This is a genomic window from Carboxylicivirga litoralis (assembly GCF_025499605.1).
Taxonomy (GTDB): domain Bacteria; phylum Bacteroidota; class Bacteroidia; order Bacteroidales; family Marinilabiliaceae; genus Carboxylicivirga; species Carboxylicivirga litoralis.
In genome coordinates this window covers 159,089-184,932 of record NZ_JAFMVC010000007.1, presented here as the reverse complement: position 1 = coordinate 184,932, position 25,844 = coordinate 159,089, and the positions used below count along the sequence as shown (strand labels likewise).

Sequence of the window (25,844 nt, the reverse complement as noted above, 5' to 3'; positions counted from 1 at the left end):
ATTTTCTTGTTAATTGTTAAAAAGTGTTTTGAATCTCGATTATCGTCGTTACATTTGTAATATGTAATACAAATATAATTTGTTTTTTTAATTTACGACTACTATTACGAAGTTATGCAAAACCCACTATCAAAACTGTTAATCGCTAATTTGTTTGTTTTTTTGTTTGTTAGTTGTCAATCTGATAAGGGATATAAAACCGATTGGAACTTACCTGCTTTTTTATTGAAACAGGGAGAATTAAGTCAACTTGAATTTTGGGCTGATTCGGTTAAAGGGCAGTCAACTCAATTTGATGTGCAATGGATGAAAGCCGATTCGTTTGCTCAAATAGCCAAGCGGATTGCGATTGATTTCAGTGTTGATAAAGATGTTGTAAAAGAGCAGTTAATTGAACGAGTTGGTGATTTTACAGAAGAAGAGTGGAGAGATTGGAATGCGTCAGGTTTACTGGAAGGTAGAATGTTGAATGGCGAAAAGAAGTATTTCAAACGTGCGGTATCAAACCTGGCTATATTAACCGGAAAAGGAGATGGATTGTTGGATGAGGCTTTGGATGCTTTTTGTTTGGAGCATTCAGTCGAGGTCATTAAAGAAACTAAGCAGGTAAAGAATAGTAGAGTTGCAAAACGAAGTTTTGTAATTGAATATAGTTTGGCTGTTGATGCAAATGCGATTCCTGCTGGTGAAGTTCTTCGCTGCTGGTTGCCTTATCCAAAAGCGCACCATGCACGACAAGGGAGTGTCAAGTTTTTAGGCAGTTTTCCTGAAGAATATAGGGTGTCTGAAGATTCGTGTGTGCATCGGAGTATTTACCTTGAGCAGGTTGCGGTGTCTAATCAAAAGACAGAGTTTAAGTTAACGTTTAGTTTTGATACCCAGGCTGAGTATGTTGATTTGTCTCAAGAGCATGTTTTGCCATATGATCAGGAAAGTGTTGTTTATAAAGAGTATACCAAGCAGCGGTTGCCGCACATTGCTTTTACGAAAGAAATCATGCAGCTGACTGATAGTATTTGTGGTGAAGACGTTGAGCCGGTTGAGCTTGTAAAAAAGATTTACTATTGGATTGATAAAACCATACCGTGGGCAGGAGCACTCGAATATGGTATTATGCCTAATATTCCGGAATATGTGTTGAGTTATAAAAAAGGGGATTGTGGTATGCAGACTTTACTGTTCATGAGTATGGCTCGTTATAAGGGTATTCCGGTGCGCTGGCAAAGTGGTTGGATGCTGCATCCGGGAGAAGTAAACCTGCATGATTGGTGTGAGGTGTATTATCAAGGTGTAGGATGGGTGCCATTAGATATGTCTTTTAGTTTGCAGAAATCTAATGATGAACAGTTACGTAACTTTTATATATCAGGTATCGATGCTTATCGTTTGATAGTGAACGATGGTATAGGTGCTGAGTTTTGCCCTTCTAAACAATATTTACGAAGCGAACCTTGGGACTTTCAGCGTGGTGAGGTAGAATGGAAAGGTGGTAATCTGTATTTCGATCAGTGGGATTATCATATGTCAGTCAGTTATAAATAGTAATAGTAGAGCTATCTATTGTTGAATAATAGCAATAAGATGTCGTACATGTTATAAAAAATACAATAAATGTTTGTATTTGTTAATACTATTTATAATTTTGACATGTGTAAGATGTAATACAACATACCAAAGAAATGAAAACTATCCTACTGGTCTTCCAAGTGGCTGTAATATTAATACTTGCAGCATGCAATAATTCGAACGAAGCCATATTGGCAGAAGTTGAATCTGTAAAAGCACATTGGGTTCCCGATTCAAGAGTGGCCCTGTTTGATGTTGATGCGCAAGTCACCTCCAATAAAATTTTTCTTTCAGGAGAAACAACAATTGAAGAAGCTAAAGCTGATTTAATTGCAAAACTTCAAAAACTTAAGCTAACAATTGTTGATAGTGTAAAAGTATTGCCAGCACGCAAGCAAAAGTGGGCCATCACTTTAATTAGTGTAGCTAATTTAAGAGAGGGGCCCCGGCATTCGGCGCAGTTGGTTTCTCAAGCGATTATGGGAACGCCATTACAAGTCTTAAAGTCAGAAGGAGGCTGGAGTTTGGTGCAGTCTCCAGATCAATATATTGCCTGGGTTAATAATTCATCTATTGTAAAGATGGATGAGAAAGCATTTTCAAACTGGAAAAATAGTAAGCGTGTCATAGTGGTTGAAGATTGCTGGTTGAAGGATGCTGAGGGTAATCGGATTAATGATTTAGTGAAAGGTTGTATTCTTCAGAAGGAAAAAACGTCTGGTAAAGTTTATCTGTCACTTCCCGATGGCCGAAAAGGTATGGTGGAAACTAAAAATCTAAAAGACTTGGAAGGATGGTTGTCGAATGTTGAATTGATTCAGGATGCATTGGTTGAGCAAGCAATGACTTTTATGGGCTTGCCTTATTTATGGGGTGGAACATCTTCAAAAGCCGTTGACTGTTCTGGTTTTATGAAGAATATCTACTTCATGAATGGTTATATCCTGGCCAGAGATGCTTCGCAGCAAATTAACTACGGGCAAAGTGTCGAGCTTAAAGTTGAAGCGTTAGAGGTGGGTGATTTGTTGTTTTTCGGCAATAAAGAAAAAGGCAAAGTTACACATGTGGCCATGTATATTGGAGATACTGAATATATCCATGCTTCAGGACGAGTAAAGATTAATAGTCTTGATGAAAGTCGTGAGAATTATAGTGAATACAGAACCGCATCATGGTTGGGAGCGCAGCGCTATATCGGACAGGAGAAGAATGAAGGTTTAATGCCTGTTTCTCAGCATGGCTGGTATATTAATTCAATTCAATAAAAGGGGGAATGTTGATGAATAACAGAAGAGATTTTATAAAGAAGTCAGGACTGATTGCCGGATCCGCATTTGTTGCAGGTTCATTAAAAGCTTGTGGTTCTGCCGATTCTCAAAAAGTTCAAAATCCAAATGCAAAGATGAAACTGTCTTTTAAACCATATGATTTACAGTTGAAGCACACTTTTACGATTGCTTCAAATTCAAGAACTACAACACCGGTTATGTTGGTGGAAATTGAGTATGATGGTGTTGTTGGATACGGTGAAGCATCTATGCCTCCTTATCTGGGTGAATCGCACGAAACAGCAGCTCAGTTTTTATCAATGGTGAATCTTGAGCAGTTTGCCAGCCCGTTTTTATTAGAAGATATTCTGGTTTATGTCGACAGAGTGATGCCTGGTAATTACGCTGCCAAGGCATCTGTTGATATCGCCTTACATGATTTATTGGGCAAATTGGTAGGACAGCCATTGCATAAAATGTGGGGGCTGGATGCCTCAAAAACACCAAATACGAGCTTTACCATTGGTATTGATGAGCCGGATGTGGTACGTGAGAAAGTGAAAGAGGCATCGCCTTATAATATATTGAAAGTGAAACTGGGCAGGGGGAATGATAAGGAAATGATAACAACTATACGTTCGGTTACCGATAAACCCTTATGTGTAGATGTTAACCAGGGATGGAAAGATAAACACGAAGCCCTGGATCTAATCCATTGGTTGAAAGAACAAGGTGTTGTTTTTGTTGAGCAACCAATGTCGAAGGCTAAAGAGGCCATGGATGATATGGCTTGGTTAACTGAAAACAGTCCTTTGCCAACCATCGCCGATGAAGCATTACAAACAGTTGATGATGTACTGCCTTTAAAAGGTGTTTATTCCGGTATCAATATTAAGCTAATGAAATGTGGTGGCCTCCGTGCCGGACGAAAGATGATAACCCTGGCTCGTGCCATGGATATGAAGGTGATGATTGGCTGTATGACCGCTACGTCATGTGCTATCTCTGCAGCCTCGCAAATATCTCCTTTGGTTGATTGGGCTGATTTAGATGGTAATCTATTGATTTCGAATGATGTGTACGTGGGTGTGAAGGTGATTGACGGTAAGGTGACACTAAATGAGTTGCCGGGGATTGGAGTAGTAAAATTATAGAAGAGCAGGTGCATAATGGCTTTAAATAGTAACATATCTGAATTTAAAAAAAAGGTAAAAGCAATATTGCCTATGCAACAGGTGTATGCCGAATACATCGATCGTTTTGCAAAGGGAACTGATGCGGGTTTTTATCGATTGATACCTCAATTGGTGGTTCAGGTGAATAATGAGCAGGAATTACAAAAGGTGGTCAGTCTGGCACATCAATTTACGGTTGCCATTACTTTTAAAGCCGGGGGTACTAGCCTGTCGGGACAAACTATTTCTGATTCCGTTTTAATTGAAATTGGTCCTGGATTCAGTCAATATGAAATACTTGATGCAGGCCAAAAAATAAAACTACAGCCGGGTGTTCGTGGAGGATTTGCCAATCAGCAGTTGGCCAAATTAGGCTATAAAATTGGGCCAAGTCCGGCGTCTATTAATGCAGCTAAAATTGGTGGTATTGTCGCCAATAATGCCAGTGGCGCCAGCTATGGCATCGTTACCAATAGTTACAACACCATTGAAGCCATGCGCATTGTTATGGCCGATGGAACTTTGCTGGTGACCAACGACAAAAATAGTCGTGCTGCATTTGCTCAAAGTCACAAAGACTTATTGAATGAACTGCTTGCTATTCGCGAGCAAATACTTAATACAAAAAGTGTATCTGATAAAATAAAATCGAAATATCAGTTAAAAAATACGACAGGGTACGGGATGAATTCCTTTTTGGATTTTGAAGACCCTATTGATATTTTGATGCATTTGATGGTGGGGTCGGAAGGGACTTTGGGTTTCATATCTGAAGTAACGATGAAGACCATTGAAGATCCTGCCTGTAGGACTTGTGCATTGATATTCCTCCCTTCTATTAAAGATGCAGCTAAATGCATCATGCCATTGCGTTCGTGTAAAGTGAGTGCTGCTGAGTTAATGGATAGAAATGCTTTGAAAGCAGTTGAGGATGTGGAAGGGTTACCGGCTTTTTTAAAGGAATTACCCGATGGAACGGCTGCATTGCTTGTTGAAACAGCAGCGCACAACGAAAAAGATTTGTTGGCCCAGCAACAGGAAATAGTTGAGCAATTAAGTGCAATTGAAACTATATTCCCCATTGCCTTTACCGATAATGAGAAAGATTATAATACCTACTGGAAAGTACGAAAAGGATTGTTTACCTCAGCAGCCGCCACACGATCAGCAGGAACTACTTGTATCATTGAAGATGTGGCATTTCCGGGTGAAGTTTTGGATGAAGCCTTACCTGAACTGCAGATTTTACTTGATAAGCATCATTATAAGGGCTCTGTAACATGGGGGCACCTTTTGGATGGTAATATTCATTTCCTTGTAATGCCTGAATTTAAGCAATCGTGGCAAATGGATAACTACAAGGTATTTATGCATAGTTTGTCCGAGTTGGTGGTTGACCGATTCAATGGTAGTTTAAAAGCTGAGCATGGTACGGGGCGTAATATGGCACCATTTGTTGAGTACGAATGGGGGAGCGAGGTCTATGATTTAATGAAGCAATTAAAGAAAGCTATTGACCCGACGAATATTTTAAATCCAGGCGTATTGCTCAATGATGATGCAGAGGTGTATATCAAAAATATCAAGCCACTTCCTGAAGCGCATCCGATTATCGACAACTGTATCGAATGTGGCTTTTGCGAAAGCAGCTGCCCGTCGCGCGATTTAACGCTGACACCACGACAGCGCATTGCTGTTTATCGGGCATTGGAGGCCGGGGAAGTTGATTCGAAAAAAGAATACCGAAAGCTGGCAAAAGCGTTTGCCTATAAAGGTGACGAAAGTTGTGCAACAGATGGCCTTTGTGCATTAAATTGCCCGGTTGGTATTAATATCGGTAAGCTAATTAAAGAGCTGCGATTTGAGAAAAAAGGAAAAATAGCCACAGCTACAGCTGGTTTTATAGCCAACAATTATGCGGCATTTAATAGCATTGCACGAGGCGCTTTAAGCGTTGTTGGAGGTTTTCAAAAGGTATTACCTGAGAAGTTGATGGAAAAAGGTGGAGCTTTTGTGCATAAAGCTTCCGGTAGAAGTATGCCATTCTGGAATAAGCACATGCCATTAGCTGCGAAAAAAGTTGATACCGCATCTACTATCAGTTCTGATAGAAAAGTGGTGTATTTCCCGGCTTGCATTAACCGCATGATGGGTAATGATGTCGATACAAATTCAAAAGAAGCTTTAACAGCAGTCACTAAAAAACTGGTTAATAAGGCCGGTTATGAAATACTTTATCCTGAGAACCTGACCAGCCTTTGCTGTGGAATGGCATTCGACAGTAAGGGCTTTAAAGGTCAGGGAATGGACAAACTAAAAGAGCTGGAAGCAGCATTGATGCAAGCAACAGAAAATGGACGTTTTCCTATTTTATGTGATATGAGCCCTTGCTTGCTGCGCATGAAGGAGTTAATGGCAAAGGAGTTGGAGCTGCTTGAACCAATAGAATTTACGCTTCGCTATTTAAAAGAGCATTTACAGTTTAATATTCAGGAGGAGACGGTGATGGTGCATGCAACATGCAGTTCAACAAAAATGGGCCTGGATAACAAACTGGTAGAATTGGCTCAATTATGTGCTACAGAAGTTATCAAACCAGAGAAAACTGGCTGTTGTGGTTGGGCTGGCGATAAGGGCTTTAACCTGCCCGAGCTGAATAAGAGTGCTTTAAAATATCTGAAAGAGGAAGTACCTGAAAGGGCAGTGGCCGGATACAGTACCAGCCGAACCTGTGAAATAGGCCTGTCATTGCACAGTGGATTGAACTATCAATCGATTCTTTACCTGGTTGATAAAGCAACGAAAGTTAGTAGTTAACAGAATAAATGTGAAAGTTAAAATAATATCCAATTAATCAATTAAAAGTAAGTGTCTATGAAAAAGAATGCTCGGTTTTTATATCAATTGACAATTTGTCGTTGGGATTTACTTGTTGAATAAGTCTAAAATCTATTAAAATCTAAAAAATGAAATCAATGAAAAAAGTTTTAGTGAGCTTGTTTTTGTTGTGTTGCATTGTTTATGCGCATGCACAAGTGAAAACCATTAGCGGTGTAGTAAAGGATGATCAAAAAATGCCTTTGCCCGGTGTTAATGTTGTTTTGAAAAGTAATCCATCGCAAGGTACAATAACCGATATTGATGGTAAATATTCGTTGGAAGCAGCGGATGATGAAGTGTTAGTATTTCGTTTTATTGGAATGAAAACTACCGAAGTGGTCGTAGCAGGTCAAACAACGATTGATGTGACAATGGAATCTGAATTTATTGGTTTGGATGAAGTGGTGGCAGTTGGTTATGGTGTTCAGAAAAAAAGCGATATTACAGGAGCTGTAGCTTCAGTAGATGCAGAAGTGCTGGAAAGTCAGCCAGTGGCGAGTGCAGCTACTATGTTGCAGGGACGTGCTTCTGGTGTGATGGTTACAGAAACATCTGGTGCTCCTGGTTCGGGTATATCTGTGCGCGTTCGCGGTACCGGTACGGTTAATAACTCATCACCATTATATGTTGTTGATGGAATTTTGTTAAATGATATAGGTTTTCTAAATCCATCGGATGTGGCTAATATGGAGGTGCTAAAAGATGCTTCTGCTACAGCAATCTATGGTTCGCGTGGAGCTAACGGTGTTATTTTAATAACCACCAAAACAGGTAACTCTGATGATGTAAAAGTGCAGCTGGAAGTAATGAGTGGTGTTCAGCAGGTTTGGAATGAGCCTGACTTAATGAATTCATCTGATTGGTTGGCTATTTATAACGAGTCGCAGAATAATGCTGCTGCCTTTACAGGTTCAAGCGCTTATAAACCATTGAATCTACAGTCGCCTTCTGATGATGCTAACCAGACCACTGATTGGTTTGATGAGGTAACGCGAGTTGGTAAAGTTTATAAAGCCAATGCTACTATTTCTCGCGGAGATGCGAAATCAAATTCCTTAATAAGTGTAGGATATTTCAAAAATGAAGGTATTGTTCTTAATTCGATGTATGAGCGTTTTAATGCCCGTATTAATAACAATTATTTTATGGGAGATAAGTGGGAAGCTGGTTTTAATGTGGCTATAGCTCATGAAGAAACAGATGCCGTTACAGGAAATGCAATTAATGGTATTTTAACGCTCGCTCAACGTTTAGATCCCTTAACTCCTGTTTTTCAGGATAATGGAGAATATGCTTCAACGCCTTACTCTGACTTGGCTAACCCGGTGGCTCAGTTGAATAGAGATGTATATAATGATAAGGACTTAAGTGTTTTGGCACGTGCTTATATTCAGTTTGAGCCGGTTAAGAATTTATTCATTAAAAGTGCGTTGAGCTTAAACCTATATCGCAATAAAAGTAAAACCTACTATCCGGCTTATGACTATGGTAATGAGTTAAGAGCGGTTAATAATATCTCAAAAACAGTAGATGATACTGATGGTATATTAACAGAAAATACGATCAACTATATTCTTACAAAAGATAAGCACAACTTGTCTTTGTTAGGTGGTTTTACGGCTGAACAAACTAAGTATGAGTATTTAGGGGCATCACGTAATAATGTGCCAAATGATATTGAAGAGCTTCAGTATATTTCCGCTTCTGCTGATATTGAGAGTACAAATGCCTGGAATTCGGGAACGGATATTCGTATGTATTCGTACTTAGCACGTTTGAACTATGATTATGCTGGTAAATATTTCTTAACAGCTTCGTTCCGTCGCGATGGTTCTTCTGTTTTCGGTCCCGATAAGCGTTTGGGTAGTTTCCCATCAATGTCATTAGGTTGGAAGTTAAGAAATGAACCATTTATGGATTGGCTATCGGAAGATATTGTTAATCGTATTAAAGTAAGAGCTGGATGGGGTCGCGTAGGTAATGCTAAAATCAATCCTTATTCTTTTACTTCAACGGTTCAAACAAAAGATAGTCGTGTGGAATACAGTTATGTATTCAGTGATAAAGAGCAGCCAGGAGCAGCGCCGGTTAAGATGGCCAATACGGAAGTGCAATGGGAGACAGTTGAGTCAACTAACTTCGGTGTCGATATGGCTTTCTTAAGCGATAAAATTAGCTTATCTGCTGATTACTTTGTAAAAGAAACCAAAGATATGTTGGTGCAGGTACCTATTGCTGAGTATGCAGGGTATGATGGCAGTCCTTATGTAAATGCCGGTAGTGTTAAAAACAAAGGATTTGAAATCGACTTAGGTTATCGTGGTAAAATCGGGAGTGATTTGAAGTTTGCTGTGAATTTAAACGCTTCTCATGTTGATAATGAAGTGACTAGTTTAGGTGGAGGTCAGCCAATTATCGCAGGTAGTGTAAGTTTAGTTGGTTCTGTAACTCGTACCATGGAAGGCTTGCCAATTGGTTCATTCTATGGTTATGAAGTAGAAGGTGTTTTCCAGTCTGATGCTGAAGTGGCCAGCAGCCCACAGTCGGGTGACCCTATTGGAGCTGGTGATTTCCGTTTTAAGGATCAGTGGACCGATAAAGACAATGATGGTGTATTGGAAGAGCCAGATGGCGTTATCGATTCTAATGACCGTACTATGATTGGTAACCCAATTCCTGACTTATTTTATGGTCTTAACATTGACTTAGAGTACAAAAACTGGGATATGTCAATATTCTTCCAGGGTGTTCAGGGTAATGATATTTTCAATGGTTTTAAGTATTATAATTATGCCGACTATAAGCGTTTTGCACTGACTAACGATTATAAAAACCACTGGACAGCACAGAATGGTTCCAGTTCAATGTTTGGATTAAACGCAGCTACTACAGAATACAATTTGAAAGCATCGAATTTTTATGTTGAAGATGGATCATATTTAAGATTGAAAAACCTACAGATAGGTTACACATTTAGAGATTTAGCACCTTGGTTATCATCAGTGAGATTGTATTTCTCAGGTCAGAACTTATTAACATTCACTGATTATTCAGGTTTAGATCCTGAGATTGGAGCCTCTAGTTCAACTCAAGCTTCCTTAACACAAGGAATTGACTACGGTACATACCCTCAATCAAGAACTTATTCATTTGGAGCAAGTGTAACTTTCTAATAGAAGATAACAATGAAAAGATTTAAAAATATATTATTAGCTAGTTTGATTGTCTTCGCAGTAGGAGCGTGTAGCGAAGATTATCTGGATACCGATAAGATTGGAGAGCAAACAGAAGGTAGTTTCTACTCTAATGATGCCGAGTTGATTAAAGCAGCCAATGCTTGTTATGCTCCTTTGTGGGAATACCATTATAACTGGGGGCGTACATCGATGAATAACTCAAGTACGGATGACGCTGTTGACCGTGAAGATTTACAACTAAGAGAATTCACGTTTAACTCTGGTCACTTCTTGTTCTTGTATAATTATCGCTACAATTATCGCGGGATATTGATTGCCAATAAGTTGATTCAGAATGTGGAAGGTGTTGATATTCCAGGTGTAGCGGATAAGGATTTACAAAAGCGAGTGGTTGCTGAAGCGAAGTATATGCGTGCTTATTACTACTACGATTTGGTAAAGATGTTTGGTGATATACCTTTAATTACGGTGCCATTATTGAAGGATGATTTAACACAGACGCGCGCCAGTGCTGATTTGGTTTTTGAGCAGATTGAAAAAGATTTATTGGAAGCTGCCGCCGATTTGCCTACAAAAGCTGAAATGGCCGACATTGAAGAGTTGGGTAGGGCCACTAAAGGTGCTGCATATGGCTTATTAACTAAAGTGTGTATGACGCAGGCTAGTTCTGGTTATTCAAGTCAATCGTTCTATGATGATTCTAAGTGGGCAGATGCTAAAAAGTATGCGGAGGAAGTATTTAAGCTAGGATATGATTTGTATCGTGGTGATTACAATGATATTTTCACCGAAGCAGGAGAGAATGGGATAGGTTCGATTTTCGAAGTTCAGTTTTATGATTCTCCGTTGGATGATGGTGCATTTACGAATAATGGTAACTTCACTACTTTCCTAAACATGCCTTGGTTGGGAGCAGCTGACCCTTATGGACGTTACCAGGCGACTTATGACTTGTATCTTGAGTTTGAAGATGATGATCCACGTCGTGAGCAGTCATTAATGAATTCACTAACTTTTGGTGAAGAATGGTCATATGAAAATAGTGAAGGAGAAACTGTAATTCCTGTTGTGAATGAGGATTTAACAGGTTTTAGTAATTACAAGCATTATTTGTCACGCGAGCGTTACTTTAGTTTAGGTAACTTCCGAAATTCGCCAATCAATGAGCGTATTATTCGCTTATCGGATATTTATTTGGTGTACGCCGAGGCTTGTTATCATACGGGTGATGAAGGTACGGCTCGTACTTATGTGAACTATGTGCGCGATAGAGCTCGTCAAGGTGATGCTACTGTATTGCCAGATGTTACTGTATCGGGTACTGACCTATTGGATGCCATTTATCATGAGCGCCGTGTGGAGCTGTGTGGTGAAGGTCATCGTTTCCATGACTTAGTGCGTACTGGTCGTTTGGAGAAAGAGGTAAAAACAGATGGTTATAAAGTGAAAGCGGCATTAACAAAAGAAGCAGATGGAAGTATTACTGTTTCAGATTCAGGTGAGCCTGTATTCAAGGCCACGAACTTGCAAATGCCTAAGAATTTATTCTTCCCAATACCACAGAGTGAGGTTGATAATACTGGTGGTGTTATCACTCAAAACCCTGGGTACTAATATTTGCTTTTAATAATAAATGGATAAAGGGGGCGCGTGTGCCCTCTTTATTTGTTTTTAGTAACTTGTAGTTTATCCTTTAATTCGATAGTTATGCCCATTATTACCAAAGTTGAGGTCATTAAACTCAATATCCCTTATAAAGAACCTTTTGTTATTTCATTAGGAGTTATCCCATCGGCCACCAATGTGTTGGTGCGCATTCATAGTTCCGATGGATTCGTTGGGACAGGAGAGTGTGCCCCTTTTGTGTTTATTGTTGGCGAAACGCAGGAAACTGTTTTTGAGTTGTCAAAGCAGCTGGCCGGACTACTGAAGGGGAAGGATCCGTATGAGCTGAATGAGCGGTTGGCGGAGATTGATAAAGCAGTTTATGCCAATTATACCATGAAAAGTGCTTTTGATATGGCCTTGTATGATTTGGCTGCTAAACGCGCTGGTTTGCCCTTGTATCAGTACCTGGGTGGTTCAAATAATCGCGACATATATACGGATATGACCATTAGTATTGGTGCGCCCGAGAAGGTGGCGGCTGATGCTTTGAGGTTTCAGGAGGAAGGATTTCCGGCCATAAAAGTAAAATTGGGAACTACAACTAAAGACGATGTGGCGCGAGTTAGAGCCATTCGTGAGGCTGTTGGTGATCATTATCCCATTCGCATTGATGCTAATCAGGGCTGGGATGTGATAACGGCCATCAAAACACTTCAGGAACTCAATCAATACAATATCGAGCATTGCGAAGAACCAATTGCATCCTGGAATTATATGGAGATGCCTAAAGTACGACAGAATAGTCCAATACCGATTATGGCAGATGAGTCCGTATTTACGCATCATGATGCCATGAAACTGGCTAAAATTGGCGCTTGTGATTATTTTAACATCAAGTTTTCCAAATCGGGAGGCATCAATACAGCCATTAAAATTAATGCCATTGCCGAAGCAGCGGGCATCAAGTGTCAAGTAGGGTGTATGTCTGAGTCGCGTTATGCACTGACAGCTCTAATGCATTTTGTCTTGGCTAGCCCCAATGTGGTGCATTACGATATTGATTCTTCGTTGATGCTGGCTGAGGATCCTGTTGTTGGTGGAATCAATTATGAAGGAAAGGGCTTGTGGACCATAAGTGAAGAGCCTGGTATTGGTGCTGAGTTTGATGAGGATTATCTGAGGGGATCGGAATGGATGGTAGTTTAATAGGAAGATGAATATGAGGAAACTATTCAATTCGATATTGCACAGGTATGTGTTTGTTTTGTTAATAATGAATGTTCTTTGGGCCTGTAATCGGCCTGAAAGACTATCGATAGCATTCTTCACTGATATTCATGTTGTACCAGGAAATCAACATGAAGAAGTATTTCAGAAGGCGATTGAGGAAGTCAATGCTGGGGAGTTTGATTTTGTGGTAATAACAGGTGATTTATCCAATATGGGGTCGGATGAAGAATTAAAAGCAGTCAAAGCAATTCTCGATAACATAGAGGTGCCTTATTATGTATTGCCGGGCAATCACGAAACAAACTGGTCAGAAACGGGTGGAGCAACCTATCAGAAGTTGTTTGGCGACGACCGCTTTTTCTTTACAACAGAAGCTTATCAGTTTGTTGGGTTTAATACCGGTCCATATATGAAGATGGGCGACGGACATGTCAAAAAAGAGGATGTTAAGTGGCTTAAAGACAGACTGAATCTGAGTGATAGTAATAAGCACCTGATATCGCTGGCGCATTACCCTTTGATGGATGGTCTGGATAATTGGCCCGAAATTACGGCTCAATTAAAAAAATACGATGTTAAAATGGCTTTCTGTGGTCATGGTCATAAATTACAACTGCTCAATTTTAATGGTATACCAGGTGTGATGGGGCGTGCCCTGATAGGGCGTGATAAAGACGATAAGGGTTATAATATTATTGAACTGGAAGGTGATTCTGTTTGGGTTAAAAGTAAGCAATTAGGATGTGAGCTGCAGCTCGCATTTAGTTGGGACATTCATCGAACAAATCAGATTGATTCTCTGGAATTTCCTCATCCGGTTGATTATTTAATAAATAAGCAATTTAGGAATCACCAACCGGAAATATTGTTCGAATCGCCTGCCTCAATTATGGGAGGAGTCGCTCAGGAGGATGAGTGTTTATATTGGTTGGCTTCGGATGGAGCGTTTAATTGCTTTGACCTTGCTACAAGTGAAATAAAATGGGCGCAAAATCTTTGCAAACCTCAATATTCAACGCCGGTTGTTTATAAGCATCTAACGATTGTAGGAACTTCACAGGGACAGGTAAAAGCTTTTGATAAGCGTTCTGGAAAATTGGTTTGGGAGACCGATGTGCATTATCCTGTATTCAGTGAAGGGAAGATAGATGGCGATGATCTTTATGTTGCCTGTGGAAAGGGCGGTATGCTTAGGCTCAACGCTTCTACGGGTGAGGTGCTGTGGCAATATAATGAGGTTAATGGTTTTGTTCAGGTGACACCATGTATTACGGACGATAAAGTAATATTTGGTGCCTGGGATACCTTCCTGCATTGCGTGGATAAAAATTCAGGGCAACAGGTGTGGAAGTGGACCAATGGACATCGGGCAAAGCTGTATTCACCGGGCAATGTGACGCCGGTGGTGAGTAATGATAAAGTGTTTATTGTTGCTCCCGACAGACGTATGACAGTCATAAATCTGGAGAATGGAGAACAGTTGTTCAGAACTAACAAGCACAAGGTACGTGAGTCATCCGGGATATCGACTGATGGTCGTTATTTCTTTGCCAAGTTAATGAATGATTCAATTGTGGTTTATCCTACAGTTGACTATAATTTGGAAAAGGACTGGTCAGTTAATGTAGGTTTTGGTTATGAGCATAACCCGGTGCCCTTGCTCGAAGCGGATGGTATAGTTTATGGCGGAACAAAGAATGGAGAAGTATTTGCTGTAGGTGTTGAATCTAAAAAGCTTTTGTGGCGCTACAAAATAAGTAACTCATCGATTAATAAATTGCAGTTTATGGATAACCAACAACTTTTGGTTAATTCAATGGATGGTAAAATTGTTGTTTTTAGTAAGTAAAGCCTAATAATTCAAAAGAAAGAAGATGAAATATAGTTTAAGTCTATTAATGGTGTGTATGTGTTTAAGTGCATTGGGTCAGATGAAGCCTGTTAAAGCCAGTGATGCGGTGTTTACCTATTCGGGACGAATAGATAAAAGGAATCCAGATGCAGTTCGTTATGATTGGCCCGGTGTATCTGTTTGCTTTCAATTTACAGGTAATCAGTTGGCTTTTGTAATGGATGGCGGCGCTACCAATTATTTCAATGTGTTTATCGATGGCAGGTTACATGAAGTATTGATGGCGCCTGCTGATTCGGTTTACAACATAAAAGGTATCAAAGGGCGGGGCTGGCATACCTGTTGTTTGCAGAAACGCACCGAAGGTGAGCAGGGGACGGTAACGTTTAAGGGTGTTCGGCTGGCGGCTAAAGCAGAGGTTAAATCGTGTGAGAAGCTTCCTGCAAGGCGCATTGAATTTATTGGTAATTCGTTAACAGCTGGTTATGGAACGGAAGGCCAATCGGGCGATGAGAAATTTCTGCCTGCAACGGAAAATGTGGATAAGTCCTATGCTTTTATTACAGCCCGGGCTTTTAATGCGGAGTGTTATGTGACGGCTCATTCTGGTTTGGGAGTGGTGCGTAATTATGCCGGTAAGCCCATGGCAACCTTGACCGATCGTTATCGCCAGACCTTTGATATGGATACATCGCTAATTTGGAATTTTAATGATTGGCAACCGCATGCTGTTGTTATTAACCTGGGTTCTAATGATTATTCGGCCAATGGAGCGCCTAGCAAAGCCCTGTTTATCGACCGTTATAAACGTTTTCTTCAGGAAATAAGATCTTACTATGGTGATGTGCCTGTTTTTTGCATTGTTGGCCCTATACGTGACGAGCCTTTGTTTTCTAATGTCAAGCAGGCGGTTGAAGAGGCACGGGTTATTTACAACGATCATCATCTTTATTTTATCGCGATACCACCAGCATTACTTAATCGTAATACCGATTATGGTTCCGACTGGCACCCTTCTTATAAGGGACAATTAAAAATGGCCAATCACATTATTCCCACCATTGCCAATGTGCTGGATTGGGATTATAGCATGGAGGAATGTAAATAATTCAGATATGCCTGACAATTGTCAACTAGTGGACAAATAAGGGGCTTGTTCGGGATTAACCTCGCTGGGAGCGTGGTTGATCCGATGGTGTCCCGTAGGTGGAACGAAGGAGTTCCCTATCTGAGATGATAAGCACCTAAGGAAAATTTAAATGAAGGTTTAATTGACGCAGCGCAAAGAGCTTTTGCGTAATGTCTTTTGTCTTTAATCTAAAATTTGTTTATTCTTTCCCGGTTCTTTTAAAAAAGTGCTTCGAATCGCCCCATTCGCTGTAGCCAATTTCGCGGCCTGCCATTTCAACGCGTATACTCAGGCAGTTGGAGCAGTCGTCTGCACCTTCATCGGTGCAAGGCTTGTTTTCGTATAGTGTATAGTCTTTACGATTAGCTGTTGGGGTGATGTTGGGCATAATCACATTGGCACCGTAGCGCAGTGCTTTTTCGCGTCCCATTGGGTCAATGGCTTGCAGGGCTGTAGCAGCGGCAATGTTAATATCTGGCATCAGCAAGCGAAGTGTAGCAATCATATTAAGTGCCACCTCAAATCGTCGTTGTATAGGCCATAAGTCATCCTTATACTTGTATAAAGGTGTTTCGGTATGTTCGATAAATGGCCCCATGCCCACCATATCAACATTGAGTTCTTTAAAGAATAGTAAGTCATCAGCCAGGTCGTCGTATGTTTGGAATGGCAAGCCAATCATCACGCCAGTTCCTGTTTGGTAGCCAATCTTTTGGAGTGAGTGAAGGCAATTAACGCGTGCTTCAAAATTATGCTTTTTGTCCTCTGGATGAATTTTATAGTAAAGATTTCTGTTTGAACTTTCAATTCGTAAGAGGTAGCGATGGGCACCTGCATCAAACCATTCCTGGTAGGTTTCCTCGCTTTGTTCTCCCAAAGAAATAGTGATGCCCAACTCGCCTTTGGTGACTTCTTTAATTTTTTTAAGTAGGCTTGTAATGCGCTCGGTAAAAGCTTTGTCACTTCTTTCACCCGATTGTAAAACCAGTGAGCCGTATTTGTGTTCGTGGGCAAAGATGGCAGCATCGATAATGGCTTTGTCGTCTATGTCGTAACGCTCAGAGTGGCTGTTGCTTTTTCGAATGCCACAATAATAACAGTCTTTGGTACAATAATTTGAGAATTCGACAAGGCCTCTAAAAAACACTTTTTTCCCCAGGGTTTTAACGTAATTTTCACCAACTGCCTTTAAATAAAAATCTCTTTCTTCACCTTCCAGACCTATCAGAAAGCTTAGGTTTTCTTTGTTAAGCTCCTTGTTATTAATGACTTTCTGAATTCTTTCAATGCTCATCTTTCCCTTTTTTAGATTGCGTAAAAATAACAAAAAAACAATAGCTAATGGTTTGAAAGTTGAATCATTCGTGTATTTTTGCGCAGGTAACAATTTGTTACCAAAAGTTATTTGAGTTATTGGTGGTCTTGTGTTAGTATCTTTATTTATAGGCTTTTTATAAGCTTATGATTTTAATCATATTTAAACATGACTTTCTTTAAAAACTCATTTTTTTTTGAATGACGACAGACAAAATAGTACACAGATGATAAATGAACAACTACTTAATCCGAAAAGCATTGTTGTGGTAGGAGCCTCTGACGATGTGATGAAACCTGGTGGTAAGATTCTTAAAAATATTGTTGACGGTAATTATAAAGGCGATTTATATGTAACTAATCTTAAGAGTGATGAGGTGCAGGGTATCAAATCCTATCGTGATGTAGTTGATTTGCCTGAGAATATCGATTTAGCAGTTTTAGCTATTGCTGCTAAGTTTTGTCCGCAGACTGTTGAGGTGTTGGCGAAGCAGAAAGGAACGAAAGCTTTTATTATTATCTCAGCTGGTTTTAGTGAAGAAAATGAAGAGGGAGCTGCTTTGGAACATCAGATTGTTGATACTATCAATGAGGTGGGTGGTTGTTTAATTGGTCCGAATTGTGTGGGTGTTTTAACAACGAATCATAGTAGTGTGTTTACTACGCCAATTCCTGCATTGGAGTCGATGGGAGCTGATTTTATCTCAGGTTCTGGAGCAACGGCAGTGTTTATCATCGAGGCTGGAATGGCCAAAGGACTTAAGTTTAATAGTGTTTATTCGGTGGGTAACAGTGCGCAGACAGGTGTTGAAGAGGTGTTGGAATACCTGGATAATACCTATGTTGAAGGCAAGAGTTCGAAGATTAAGTTGCTGTACTTAGAAAGTGTTAATAATCCGCAGAAGCTGTTGAAGCATGCATCTTCCTTGATTACGAAAGGATGTAAGATTGCAGCTGTTAAAGCAGGTAGTTCAGATGCCGGTAGTCGCGCGGCATCGAGTCATACCGGTGCATTGGCAAGCAGTGATTTGGCTGTTGATGCCTTGTTTAAAAAGGCTGGAATTGTACGTTGTTACGGTCGCGAGGAGTTGGCTAATGTGGCAGCTGTGTTTATGGTAGAAGAGCTGAAAGGTAAGAATGTCGCTATCATTACGCATGCAGGTGGTCCTGCGGTGATGTTAACCGATGCTTTATCAAACGGAGGTTTGGAAGTGCCTGCCATTGAAGGGGAGAAAGCAGAAGCTTTGCTAGAGAAGTTGTATCCCGGTTCAAGTGTGGCCAATCCAATCGATTTCTTAGCTACCGGAACAGCAGAGCAGTTGGGGGATATTATCGATGCCTGCGAAAATGATTTCGAGCACATCGATGCCATGGCAGTTGTATTTGGTAGTCCTGGTTTGTTTTCCAATGCCGGGGTGTACAAAGTGTTGCACGAGAAGATTAGAGCGTGTAAAAAGCCAATTTATCCAATTTTACCTTCTGTGGTGAATGTGAAAGACGATATTGAGATGTTCATCAATATGGGTAATGTTAACTTCCCGGATGAGGTGTTATTTGGAAACGCGCTTACTAAGATATACAATACGCCAAAACCTGTGATGGCAGAGGTGAATAACGATGGTGTTGATGTTGCAGAGGTGCGTCGCATTATTGACGGACAGAAAGATGGCTATGTGGCGCCAGAGATAGTTCAGGAGTTGCTGGATGCAGCAGGCGTGCCGCGGGTAAAAGAGTTTGTAGGTGATAAAGTAGAAGATTTGCAGGCTGCTATTGCTGAGGTGGGGTACCCTGTAGTAATGAAAGTTGTTGGCCCGGTTCATAAGTCAGATGTCGGCGGAGTTGTGTTGGGCGTTGATTCAGACGAGCAATTGAAGGCAGAGTTTGAACGTATGATGAAGATACAGGATGCGACAGGGGTGATGTTGCAGCCAATGCTAAGCGGTAAGGAATTGTTTGTAGGGGCAACTTATGAGCCTGGTTTTGGTCACATGGTATTGTGTGGTATGGGCGGTATCTTTATTGAGGTATTGAAAGATGTCAGCTCTGGTTTGGCACCGTTGAATCAGGAAGAAGCACTTGGAATGATTCGTGGTTTAAAGAGTTATAAAATTATAGAAGGAGTGAGAGGGCAAAAAGGTATTGACGAGAATAAGTATGCGGAGATTGTAGCGCGCTTGTCGAATATGTTGTGTCATGCTCCTGAAATTAAAGAAATGGATATAAATCCTTTGCTGGGCGAGGGCGATAAAATTGTTGCCGTAGATGCCCGCATACGGATTGAGAAGTAACTGTTTGTGTATTGATAATGATGAAAAAGTCGGTGCTTCAATGGAAGGCCGGCTTTTTTATTGCCCTTTTCTTCATTAAGGAATAAATTCTTTAATATGGATTGTATTGAAATTTTTTTGAAGCCTGAGGAGTGCATTGCGACTGTGTTTAAAGAAATTTAGCGTTAAACTTGATTTAAATCATTATTCCTAATCATGCAATAATCTAAAATCCTTTTATTTTTGTGGAGCCTTACAATTTGAAATGTTCTGAATGGTTTGTTAATTAAGTATTAAACAGTGAATTGTTGCTTGATTAATTAGATGTTGATGACAGATTTTAATTGAGGGTGGAAATAAATAAGAAAGCAATGAATAAAGTTGTTAAAGATATACTGTTTGTATTGGCTATTGTGGTGTTTTTTATACCATTCTTTTTGTGTGATACAGTGTTTGGCTGGTACACAAATTTTAACCTGCAACATCCAATGGTAATGAGTTTCCTGAAGTTCGCTATATTGGCTACTTTAGGAGAGGTTATCGGGTTGCGAATTAAAACTGGTCAATATACAGCAAATGGATTTGGAATAGTGCCACGTGCTCTCATATGGGGACTTTTGGGATTAACTATTAAAATGGCATTTGTTATTTTTGCATCCGGAGTTCCTGTTTTTCTTGAGAAAATGGGTTTGGCTAATGCGTTGGAGGTGATGAAACAACCGTTCTCATCTTCTAAATTATTAGTAGCCTTCAGTATCAGTGCTGCTATGAACCTGATTTATGCACCTGTAATGATGACTTTACATCGTATTACAGATACACATATTGTTGCCAATGGAGGTAAAATGGCTTGTATGTTTAAGCCAATCCCTTTTGGTAAAATAATGAGCGAGATGGATTGGGGCATGCAATGGAATTTTGTCTTTAAAAAGACCATACCGTTCTTCTGGATTCCGGCACATACAATCACATTTTTAATGCCCGCCGAATATCGGGTCTTATTCGCTGCGCTATTGGGAATTGTATTAGGAGTACTGTTGGCAATAGCTGCAAACAAGAAAGCTTCGTGACTTCTGCAGGTTGCATATCTCGGTTAAAAAAAGCATATTTGAATAAATATAAACACTTCTGTAAAAATCAATAACTATGTCTAAGATTGGTATTTTTTATGGTCCTGAATTGGGTAGCGTTGAGAAAGTTGCTCGTGTTATCGAAAGTAAATTTGGGGCTGATAAAGTTGAGTTAGTGGCGGTTAAAAATGCAAACGAAACGGCTCTTCAGCAATTCGATAAGTTAATTTTTGGTATGTCTACAATAGGTAAGACAAACTGGGATTCTGAACATAAAGATACTGACTGGGATGAGTTTGTAAGCAATTTTGATAAGGTAAACTGGAGTGGCAAAAAAATAGCCATGTACGGATTGGGAGATCATGTTCAATATCCTCAGCATTTTGTAGATGCTTTGGGTTGGATGTATGAGCGCTTGGAAAATACAGCAGCTGAACTAGTGGGTTTCTGCTCAACAGATGGTTATACTTATGAAGAATCAGAGGGTATCAAAGATGGTTTGTTTTTAGGATTGCCGGTTGATGAGGATAACGAGTCTGATAAAACAGATAGTCGCGTAGAGAATTGGATTAACCGACTCATTAACGAGTGTGGCTTTTAATAATATAACTGATGGGGTGGTGCTATGTACCACCCTTTTTGTTTCTAACCTTATTGGGATATCAAATATTCCTCTTGAATACAAATCACATGCAATCACACATTAATACACCAATCGATGCTAAAATCGTAGATGAGGTTTTGGCTAAATATCAGATTGGGGATTTGAACAATGCAACTATTCGCGAGATTGTTTCCATTGTTAATGATATTGAAGAGAAGAGCGGCGAGAAATTTATCCGCATGGAAATGGGTGTTCCGGGTTTGATGCCATCTGAAATTGCTACTAATGCAGAAATTGAGGCTTTGAAAAATGGCGTGGCATCCAAATATCCCATGCTGGAGGGTATTAAGCCATTGAAGGAAGAGGCCAGTCGTTTTGTTAAGGCGTTCCTGAATTTAGATATTGCGCCTGAATGTTGCGTACCAACCGTTGGCTCTATGCAGGGCTCATATGCTAATTTCCTGGTTTGTGGTCAGATTTATAAAGAGCGTGACACCTTGTTGTTTATCGATCCGGGCTTTCCGGTGCAAAAGCAGCAGCTGGATGTGTTGGGTTATAAATACGAATCTTTCGACGTGTATAACTATCGTGGCGAAGCATTGCGCGAAAAGTTAGAATCGTACTTTAAGACAGGAAAGATTAACGCTGTTGTTTATTCCAACCCTAATAACCCAACCTGGGTATGTTTCACCGAGTCGGAGTTAAAGATTATTGGTGAGCTGGCAACTAAATATGATGTGGTTGTTATTGAGGATCTGGCTTATTTTGCCATGGATTTCCGCAACGATTTGTCTAAGCCTTTTGAAGCTCCTTATCAGGTTTCGGTGGGGCATTATACCGACAATTATGTGTTGCTCATCTCCAGCTCAAAAGCTTTTAGTTATGCCGGGCAGCGGATGAGTTTAACATGTATGTCCAATACCCTGTATCATCGTCAGTATGACGATTTGGAAGAGCGCTTTGGAGTGGCTAAGTATGGACAGGTGTTGGTGACACGTGTATTGTATTCGCTTTCGTCAGGTACTTGTCATTCTGCTCAATATGCATTAGCTGCTATGTTGAAAGCTGCTAACGATGGAGAGTTTAACTTTCTGGAGGAGGTAAAGGATTACAAAGAACGTGGTAAGGTGATGAAAGATTTGTTTTTAGCCAATGGTTTTAACCTGACTTACGATAAAGATATTGATCAGCCATTGGCAGATGGTTTCTATTTCACAGTTTCGTATAAAGATATGACAGGCGGGCAGTTGCTCGAAAAGCTGTTGTATTATGGAATTAGTGCTATCACATTAGGCAAAACAGGTAGTAAGCAAGAGAGTTTGCGTGCTTGTGTTTCTCAAACAGGAAGTGAGCGTTTCGATGACCTTCGGGTGCGCCTGGAAGCCTTTAGTGCTGATCATGCATAAATTAGGTGAGTGCTAATGAATTGTAAGCTTGTTTATATTCTTTATAAACAAGGATATACTGATGGTCGTCATGTTGAAATGTTGTGCATTAGTTTAAATTTGTAACATCTATTAAAGACTCTATAATATGGCAAAAGCAAAAGGTGCAATTGTAGTGGATACAGCGAGATGCAAAGGCTGCGGCGTTTGTACAACAGCTTGCCCTACAAAGGTAATTGAATTGGCTGCCGAAGTTAACGGCAAGGGGTATCATTATGCCTACATGGCAAATCCTGATAGCTGTATCGGTTGTTCCAACTGTGGGATTATTTGTCCCGATACTTGTATTACTGTTTATCGTGCTAAGGCAGGCGCTACTGCTTAATGTAAAACTCATAAAGGAAATTTAGTCACACATGAGAGAATTAAAATTAATGAAAGGTAATGAGGCGATTGCTGAGGCTGCTATCCGCGCTGGTGTGGATGGTTACTTTGGTTATCCTATTACTCCTCAGTCGGAAGTAATGGAAACCCTCATGCTTGAAAAGCCTTGGGAGACAACCGGGATGGTTGTGTTGCAGGCCGAAAGTGAAATCGCATCTATTAACATGGTATATGGTGGTGCCGGATGTGGTAAACGTGTAATGACTTCTTCTTCAAGTCCGGGCGTGAGTTTGATGCAGGAAGGTTTAACCTACCTGGCAGGAGCTGAGTTGCCTTGTGTGGTGGTTAACGTTGTTAGGGGAGGACCTGGTTTAGGAACCATCCAGCCTGCGCAGTCCGATTACTTCCAGACCGTAAAAGGTGGTGGTCACGGTGATTATAAACTAATTACATTAGCACCGGCTTCGGTACAGGAAATGGCTGATTTTGTTGAGACAGCTTTTGATTTAGCTTTCAAATATCGCAACCCGGTTATGATTTTATCGGATGGTGTGATTGGTCAGATGATGGAAAAAGTGGAGTTGAAGGAATTCCAACCACGTTGGACCAATGAATACATCGAGGAAAATCATCCTTGGGCGACAACAGGTAAGAAAGCTAACCGCGATAAAAATATTATTACTTCAGTACAGTTAGAAGCATCTGTTCAAGAGGCTTTCAACCACAAGCTACAGAATAAATACCAACAGGTAGAAGAGAATGAAGTATTGTTTGAAGAAGTAATGTGCGACGATGCCGAATACTTAATCGTAGCTTACGGTTCAAGTGCTCGTATTTGTCAGAAGTCTGTTGAGATAGCTCGCGAGAAAGGCATCAAAGTAGGGATGCTTCGTCCTATTACTTTATATCCGTTCCCAAGTAAGCGGCTTATGGAAAGATCGAAGCAGATGAAAGGTATTTTATCTGTTGAGATGAGTGCCGGTCAGATGGTTGAAGATGTGAAGCTAGCTGTAGAATGTAAAGTGCCTGTTGAGCACTTTGGTCGCTTTGGTGGTTCAGTACACTCACCAGGTGAAGTTGTTGAAGCATTGGAGCAAAAATTAATCGGAGGATAAGCAATGTCAGATATTAATACAATTATAAAGCCTGAAAACATCATCTATAAAAAGACTGATGTTCTTTCAGAAAACGAATTGCACTATTGTCCTGGATGTAGCCACGGTACAGTGCACAAATTGATTGCTGAGGTAATCGAAGAAATGGGTATGCAGGATACAACAATTGGTATTGCTCCGGTAGGTTGTTCTGTGTTAGCCTATAACTACTTGGAAATTGACTGGCAGGAAGCTGCTCACGGTCGTGCACCAGCATTGGCTACTGCCGTGAAGCGTTTAATGCCAGAGAAAAACGTTTTCTCGTACCAGGGAGATGGTGATATGGCTGCTATTGGTACAGCCGAAACCATTCACGCTTGTAACCGTGGCGAGAACATTGTGATGGTTTTCATTAACAATGGTATTTATGGTATGACGGGTGGTCAGATGGCACCAACAACTTTACCAGGTATGCCGGCGTCTACTTGTCCGGCTGGTCGCGACGTCAGCCACGATGGTGCACCTATCAAGATTTCTGAATTGTTAGCACAGTTACCAGGAACTTGTTATGTGACTCGTCAGTCGGTTCATACAGCCGCCAATGTGCGTAAGACTAAAAAGGCTTTGAAGAAGGCTTTCGAAAACCAACAGGCCAACAAAGGTACGTCGTTGGTAGAGGTGGTCTCAACTTGTAGCTCTGGTTGGAAAATGACACCTGTTAAAGCGAATGAATGGATGGAAGAAAACATGTTCCCATACTATCCGCTTGGTGATATTAAAAACGAGTAGTTCGGTTTAATCTTTTAAAATTGTAAACAAATGAAAGAAGAAATAGTAATAGCCGGATTTGGTGGACAGGGTGTACTTTCAATGGGTAAGATTTTAGCTTATTCAGGCGTAATGCAAGATATGGAAGTATCGTGGATGCCAGCTTACGGACCAGAGATGCGTGGTGGTACAGCTAACGTAACCGTTATTTTAAGTGACGACCGCATCAGCTCACCAATTTTACATGAATATGATACGGCCATCATTCTTAACCAGCAGTCGATGGATAAGTTTGAAAAGGATGTGAAGCCAGGTGGTACCTTAATTTATGACGGAAACGGTATCACTCGTCATCCTGAACGTACAGATATCAACATTTACCGTGTGGATGCCACTGAAGAAGCAGCACGCATGCATGCTGTTAAAACATTTAACATGATTGTGTTAGGTGGTTACCTTCAGGTGAAGCCTATTGTTAAAATGGAAAATGTAATCGCTGGTTTGAAGAAGTCATTACCAGAGCGTCACCATCACTTGATTCCGATGAACGAGAAAGCGATTTCTCGAGGTGGTGAAATCATAAAAGAAGTTTCGTTGGTGGAATAGATTCCACTTGTTCATAAAGTTAAAAGAGCGCATCGTTTGATGCGCTCTTTTAGTATAGTTACGTTAGTGAAACCTTTAGAACGCAAAGTTGCAGTATTATACTGCCTTAGGGTAGTTGATGACTAAAATGTTTTAACCAATTTTAGGAAGATATGTTGCAAAGCAATTTGTATTAACCTGAGTTCGATTTAAATTTCAGAATTCAGATTGTCATAAAGGGTTGATATACAAGGCAAATTTTGCAGTAGATTAGTTTTTTATGATAAAGCATAGATGTTTCACTTATAAACAGCAATTTTCTTCCCGAAAATTATTCAAAATAGCCCGCTATTCTTTCATAATTTTCGATTGAAACTCACTATTTATAAGCGATCTGAATCAGAAATTTTACGTCGAATTCAGGGTATTATTTTCCAGAAGTAAAAACTTAGCATTAGTTTTGTGGCC

18 protein-coding genes are annotated in these 25,844 nt (G+C 40.3%); 17 read left to right on the top strand and 1 reads right to left on the bottom strand.

All coding sequences use genetic code 11. The annotated features are described in order from the left end of the window. Nucleotides 1–114: 114 nt before the first annotated feature. The 9 genes from J1N10_RS09270 (at nucleotide 115) to J1N10_RS09230 (ending at nucleotide 15,884) form a co-directional block, all read left to right on the top strand. Complete coding sequence (locus tag J1N10_RS09270; RefSeq protein WP_262326418.1) at nucleotides 115–1,542, top strand: transglutaminase-like domain-containing protein; 1,428 nt, start codon at nucleotides 115–117, stop codon at nucleotides 1,540–1,542. A gap of 137 nt (nucleotides 1,543–1,679) precedes the next feature. Continuing rightward, nucleotides 1,680–2,831 carry a C40 family peptidase gene (locus tag J1N10_RS09265; RefSeq protein WP_262326417.1) on the top strand — a complete coding sequence of 384 codons (1,152 nt, stop codon included), beginning with the start codon at nucleotides 1,680–1,682 and terminating at the stop codon, nucleotides 2,829–2,831. A 14-nt stretch (nucleotides 2,832–2,845) separates the two neighbouring features. After that, the gene (locus tag J1N10_RS09260; protein ID WP_262326416.1) at nucleotides 2,846–3,988 is read left to right on the top strand and encodes a dipeptide epimerase; all 1,143 of its coding nucleotides are present in this window, start codon (nucleotides 2,846–2,848) and stop codon (nucleotides 3,986–3,988) included. A 15-nt stretch (nucleotides 3,989–4,003) separates the two neighbouring features. Continuing rightward, a complete protein-coding gene (locus J1N10_RS09255; RefSeq protein ID WP_262326415.1) occupies nucleotides 4,004–6,826 on the top strand; it encodes an FAD-binding and (Fe-S)-binding domain-containing protein in 2,823 nt (940 codons plus the stop codon). Nucleotides 6,827–6,984: 158 nt separating this feature from the next. Continuing rightward, nucleotides 6,985–10,062: a SusC/RagA family TonB-linked outer membrane protein gene (locus tag J1N10_RS09250; RefSeq protein WP_262326414.1), complete on the top strand. Its 3,078-nt coding sequence runs from the start codon at nucleotides 6,985–6,987 to the stop codon at nucleotides 10,060–10,062. 12 nt (nucleotides 10,063–10,074) lie between these two features. Beyond that, nucleotides 10,075–11,700: a RagB/SusD family nutrient uptake outer membrane protein gene (locus J1N10_RS09245; protein WP_262326413.1), complete on the top strand. Its 1,626-nt coding sequence runs from the start codon at nucleotides 10,075–10,077 to the stop codon at nucleotides 11,698–11,700. 93 nt (nucleotides 11,701–11,793) lie between these two features. Further along, nucleotides 11,794–12,900, top strand: coding sequence for a mandelate racemase/muconate lactonizing enzyme family protein (locus J1N10_RS09240; RefSeq protein WP_262326412.1), 1,107 nt, complete (start codon nucleotides 11,794–11,796; stop codon nucleotides 12,898–12,900). A gap of 13 nt (nucleotides 12,901–12,913) precedes the next feature. Further along, on the top strand, nucleotides 12,914–14,773 hold the full coding sequence (locus J1N10_RS09235) for an outer membrane protein assembly factor BamB family protein (protein ID WP_262326411.1): 1,860 nt from the start codon (nucleotides 12,914–12,916) through the stop codon (nucleotides 14,771–14,773). A gap of 25 nt (nucleotides 14,774–14,798) precedes the next feature. Beyond that, nucleotides 14,799–15,884 (top strand): SGNH/GDSL hydrolase family protein, encoded by a 1,086-nt coding sequence (locus J1N10_RS09230; protein WP_262326410.1) that lies wholly within the window; start codon nucleotides 14,799–14,801, stop codon nucleotides 15,882–15,884. A gap of 220 nt (nucleotides 15,885–16,104) precedes the next feature. On the opposite strand, the gene hydE is transcribed toward J1N10_RS09230, so the two are convergent. Beyond that, nucleotides 16,105–17,199, bottom strand: a complete 1,095-nt coding sequence (gene hydE / locus J1N10_RS09225) for a [FeFe] hydrogenase H-cluster radical SAM maturase HydE (RefSeq protein ID WP_262326409.1) — start codon at nucleotides 17,197–17,199, stop codon at nucleotides 16,105–16,107. A gap of 247 nt (nucleotides 17,200–17,446) precedes the next feature. Here hydE and J1N10_RS09220 point away from each other — a divergent pair, with 247 nt between their 5' ends. From J1N10_RS09220 to J1N10_RS09185, 8 genes are all read left to right on the top strand, one after another. Then, nucleotides 17,447–19,507: an acetate--CoA ligase family protein gene (locus J1N10_RS09220; protein WP_262326408.1), complete on the top strand. Its 2,061-nt coding sequence runs from the start codon at nucleotides 17,447–17,449 to the stop codon at nucleotides 19,505–19,507. 350 nt (nucleotides 19,508–19,857) lie between these two features. Then, nucleotides 19,858–20,556 carry a hypothetical protein gene (locus J1N10_RS09215; RefSeq protein WP_262326407.1) on the top strand — a complete coding sequence of 233 codons (699 nt, stop codon included), beginning with the start codon at nucleotides 19,858–19,860 and terminating at the stop codon, nucleotides 20,554–20,556. A 76-nt stretch (nucleotides 20,557–20,632) separates the two neighbouring features. Next, nucleotides 20,633–21,157: a flavodoxin gene (locus J1N10_RS09210; protein WP_262326406.1), complete on the top strand. Its 525-nt coding sequence runs from the start codon at nucleotides 20,633–20,635 to the stop codon at nucleotides 21,155–21,157. Between the two features lie 89 nt (nucleotides 21,158–21,246). After that, the gene (locus J1N10_RS09205) at nucleotides 21,247–22,566 is read left to right on the top strand and encodes a pyridoxal phosphate-dependent aminotransferase (protein WP_262326405.1); all 1,320 of its coding nucleotides are present in this window, start codon (nucleotides 21,247–21,249) and stop codon (nucleotides 22,564–22,566) included. 127 nt (nucleotides 22,567–22,693) lie between these two features. Continuing rightward, complete coding sequence (locus J1N10_RS09200) at nucleotides 22,694–22,930, top strand: 4Fe-4S dicluster domain-containing protein (RefSeq protein WP_262326404.1); 237 nt, start codon at nucleotides 22,694–22,696, stop codon at nucleotides 22,928–22,930. 31 nt (nucleotides 22,931–22,961) lie between these two features. Next, nucleotides 22,962–24,044 (top strand): 3-methyl-2-oxobutanoate dehydrogenase subunit VorB, encoded by a 1,083-nt coding sequence (locus J1N10_RS09195; protein ID WP_262326403.1) that lies wholly within the window; start codon nucleotides 22,962–22,964, stop codon nucleotides 24,042–24,044. Between the two features lie 3 nt (nucleotides 24,045–24,047). Further along, nucleotides 24,048–24,812: a thiamine pyrophosphate-dependent enzyme gene (locus J1N10_RS09190; RefSeq protein ID WP_262326402.1), complete on the top strand. Its 765-nt coding sequence runs from the start codon at nucleotides 24,048–24,050 to the stop codon at nucleotides 24,810–24,812. Nucleotides 24,813–24,842: 30 nt separating this feature from the next. Continuing rightward, complete coding sequence (locus J1N10_RS09185) at nucleotides 24,843–25,397, top strand: 2-oxoacid:acceptor oxidoreductase family protein (protein WP_262326401.1); 555 nt, start codon at nucleotides 24,843–24,845, stop codon at nucleotides 25,395–25,397. The last annotated feature ends 447 nt before the right edge of the window (nucleotides 25,398–25,844 follow it).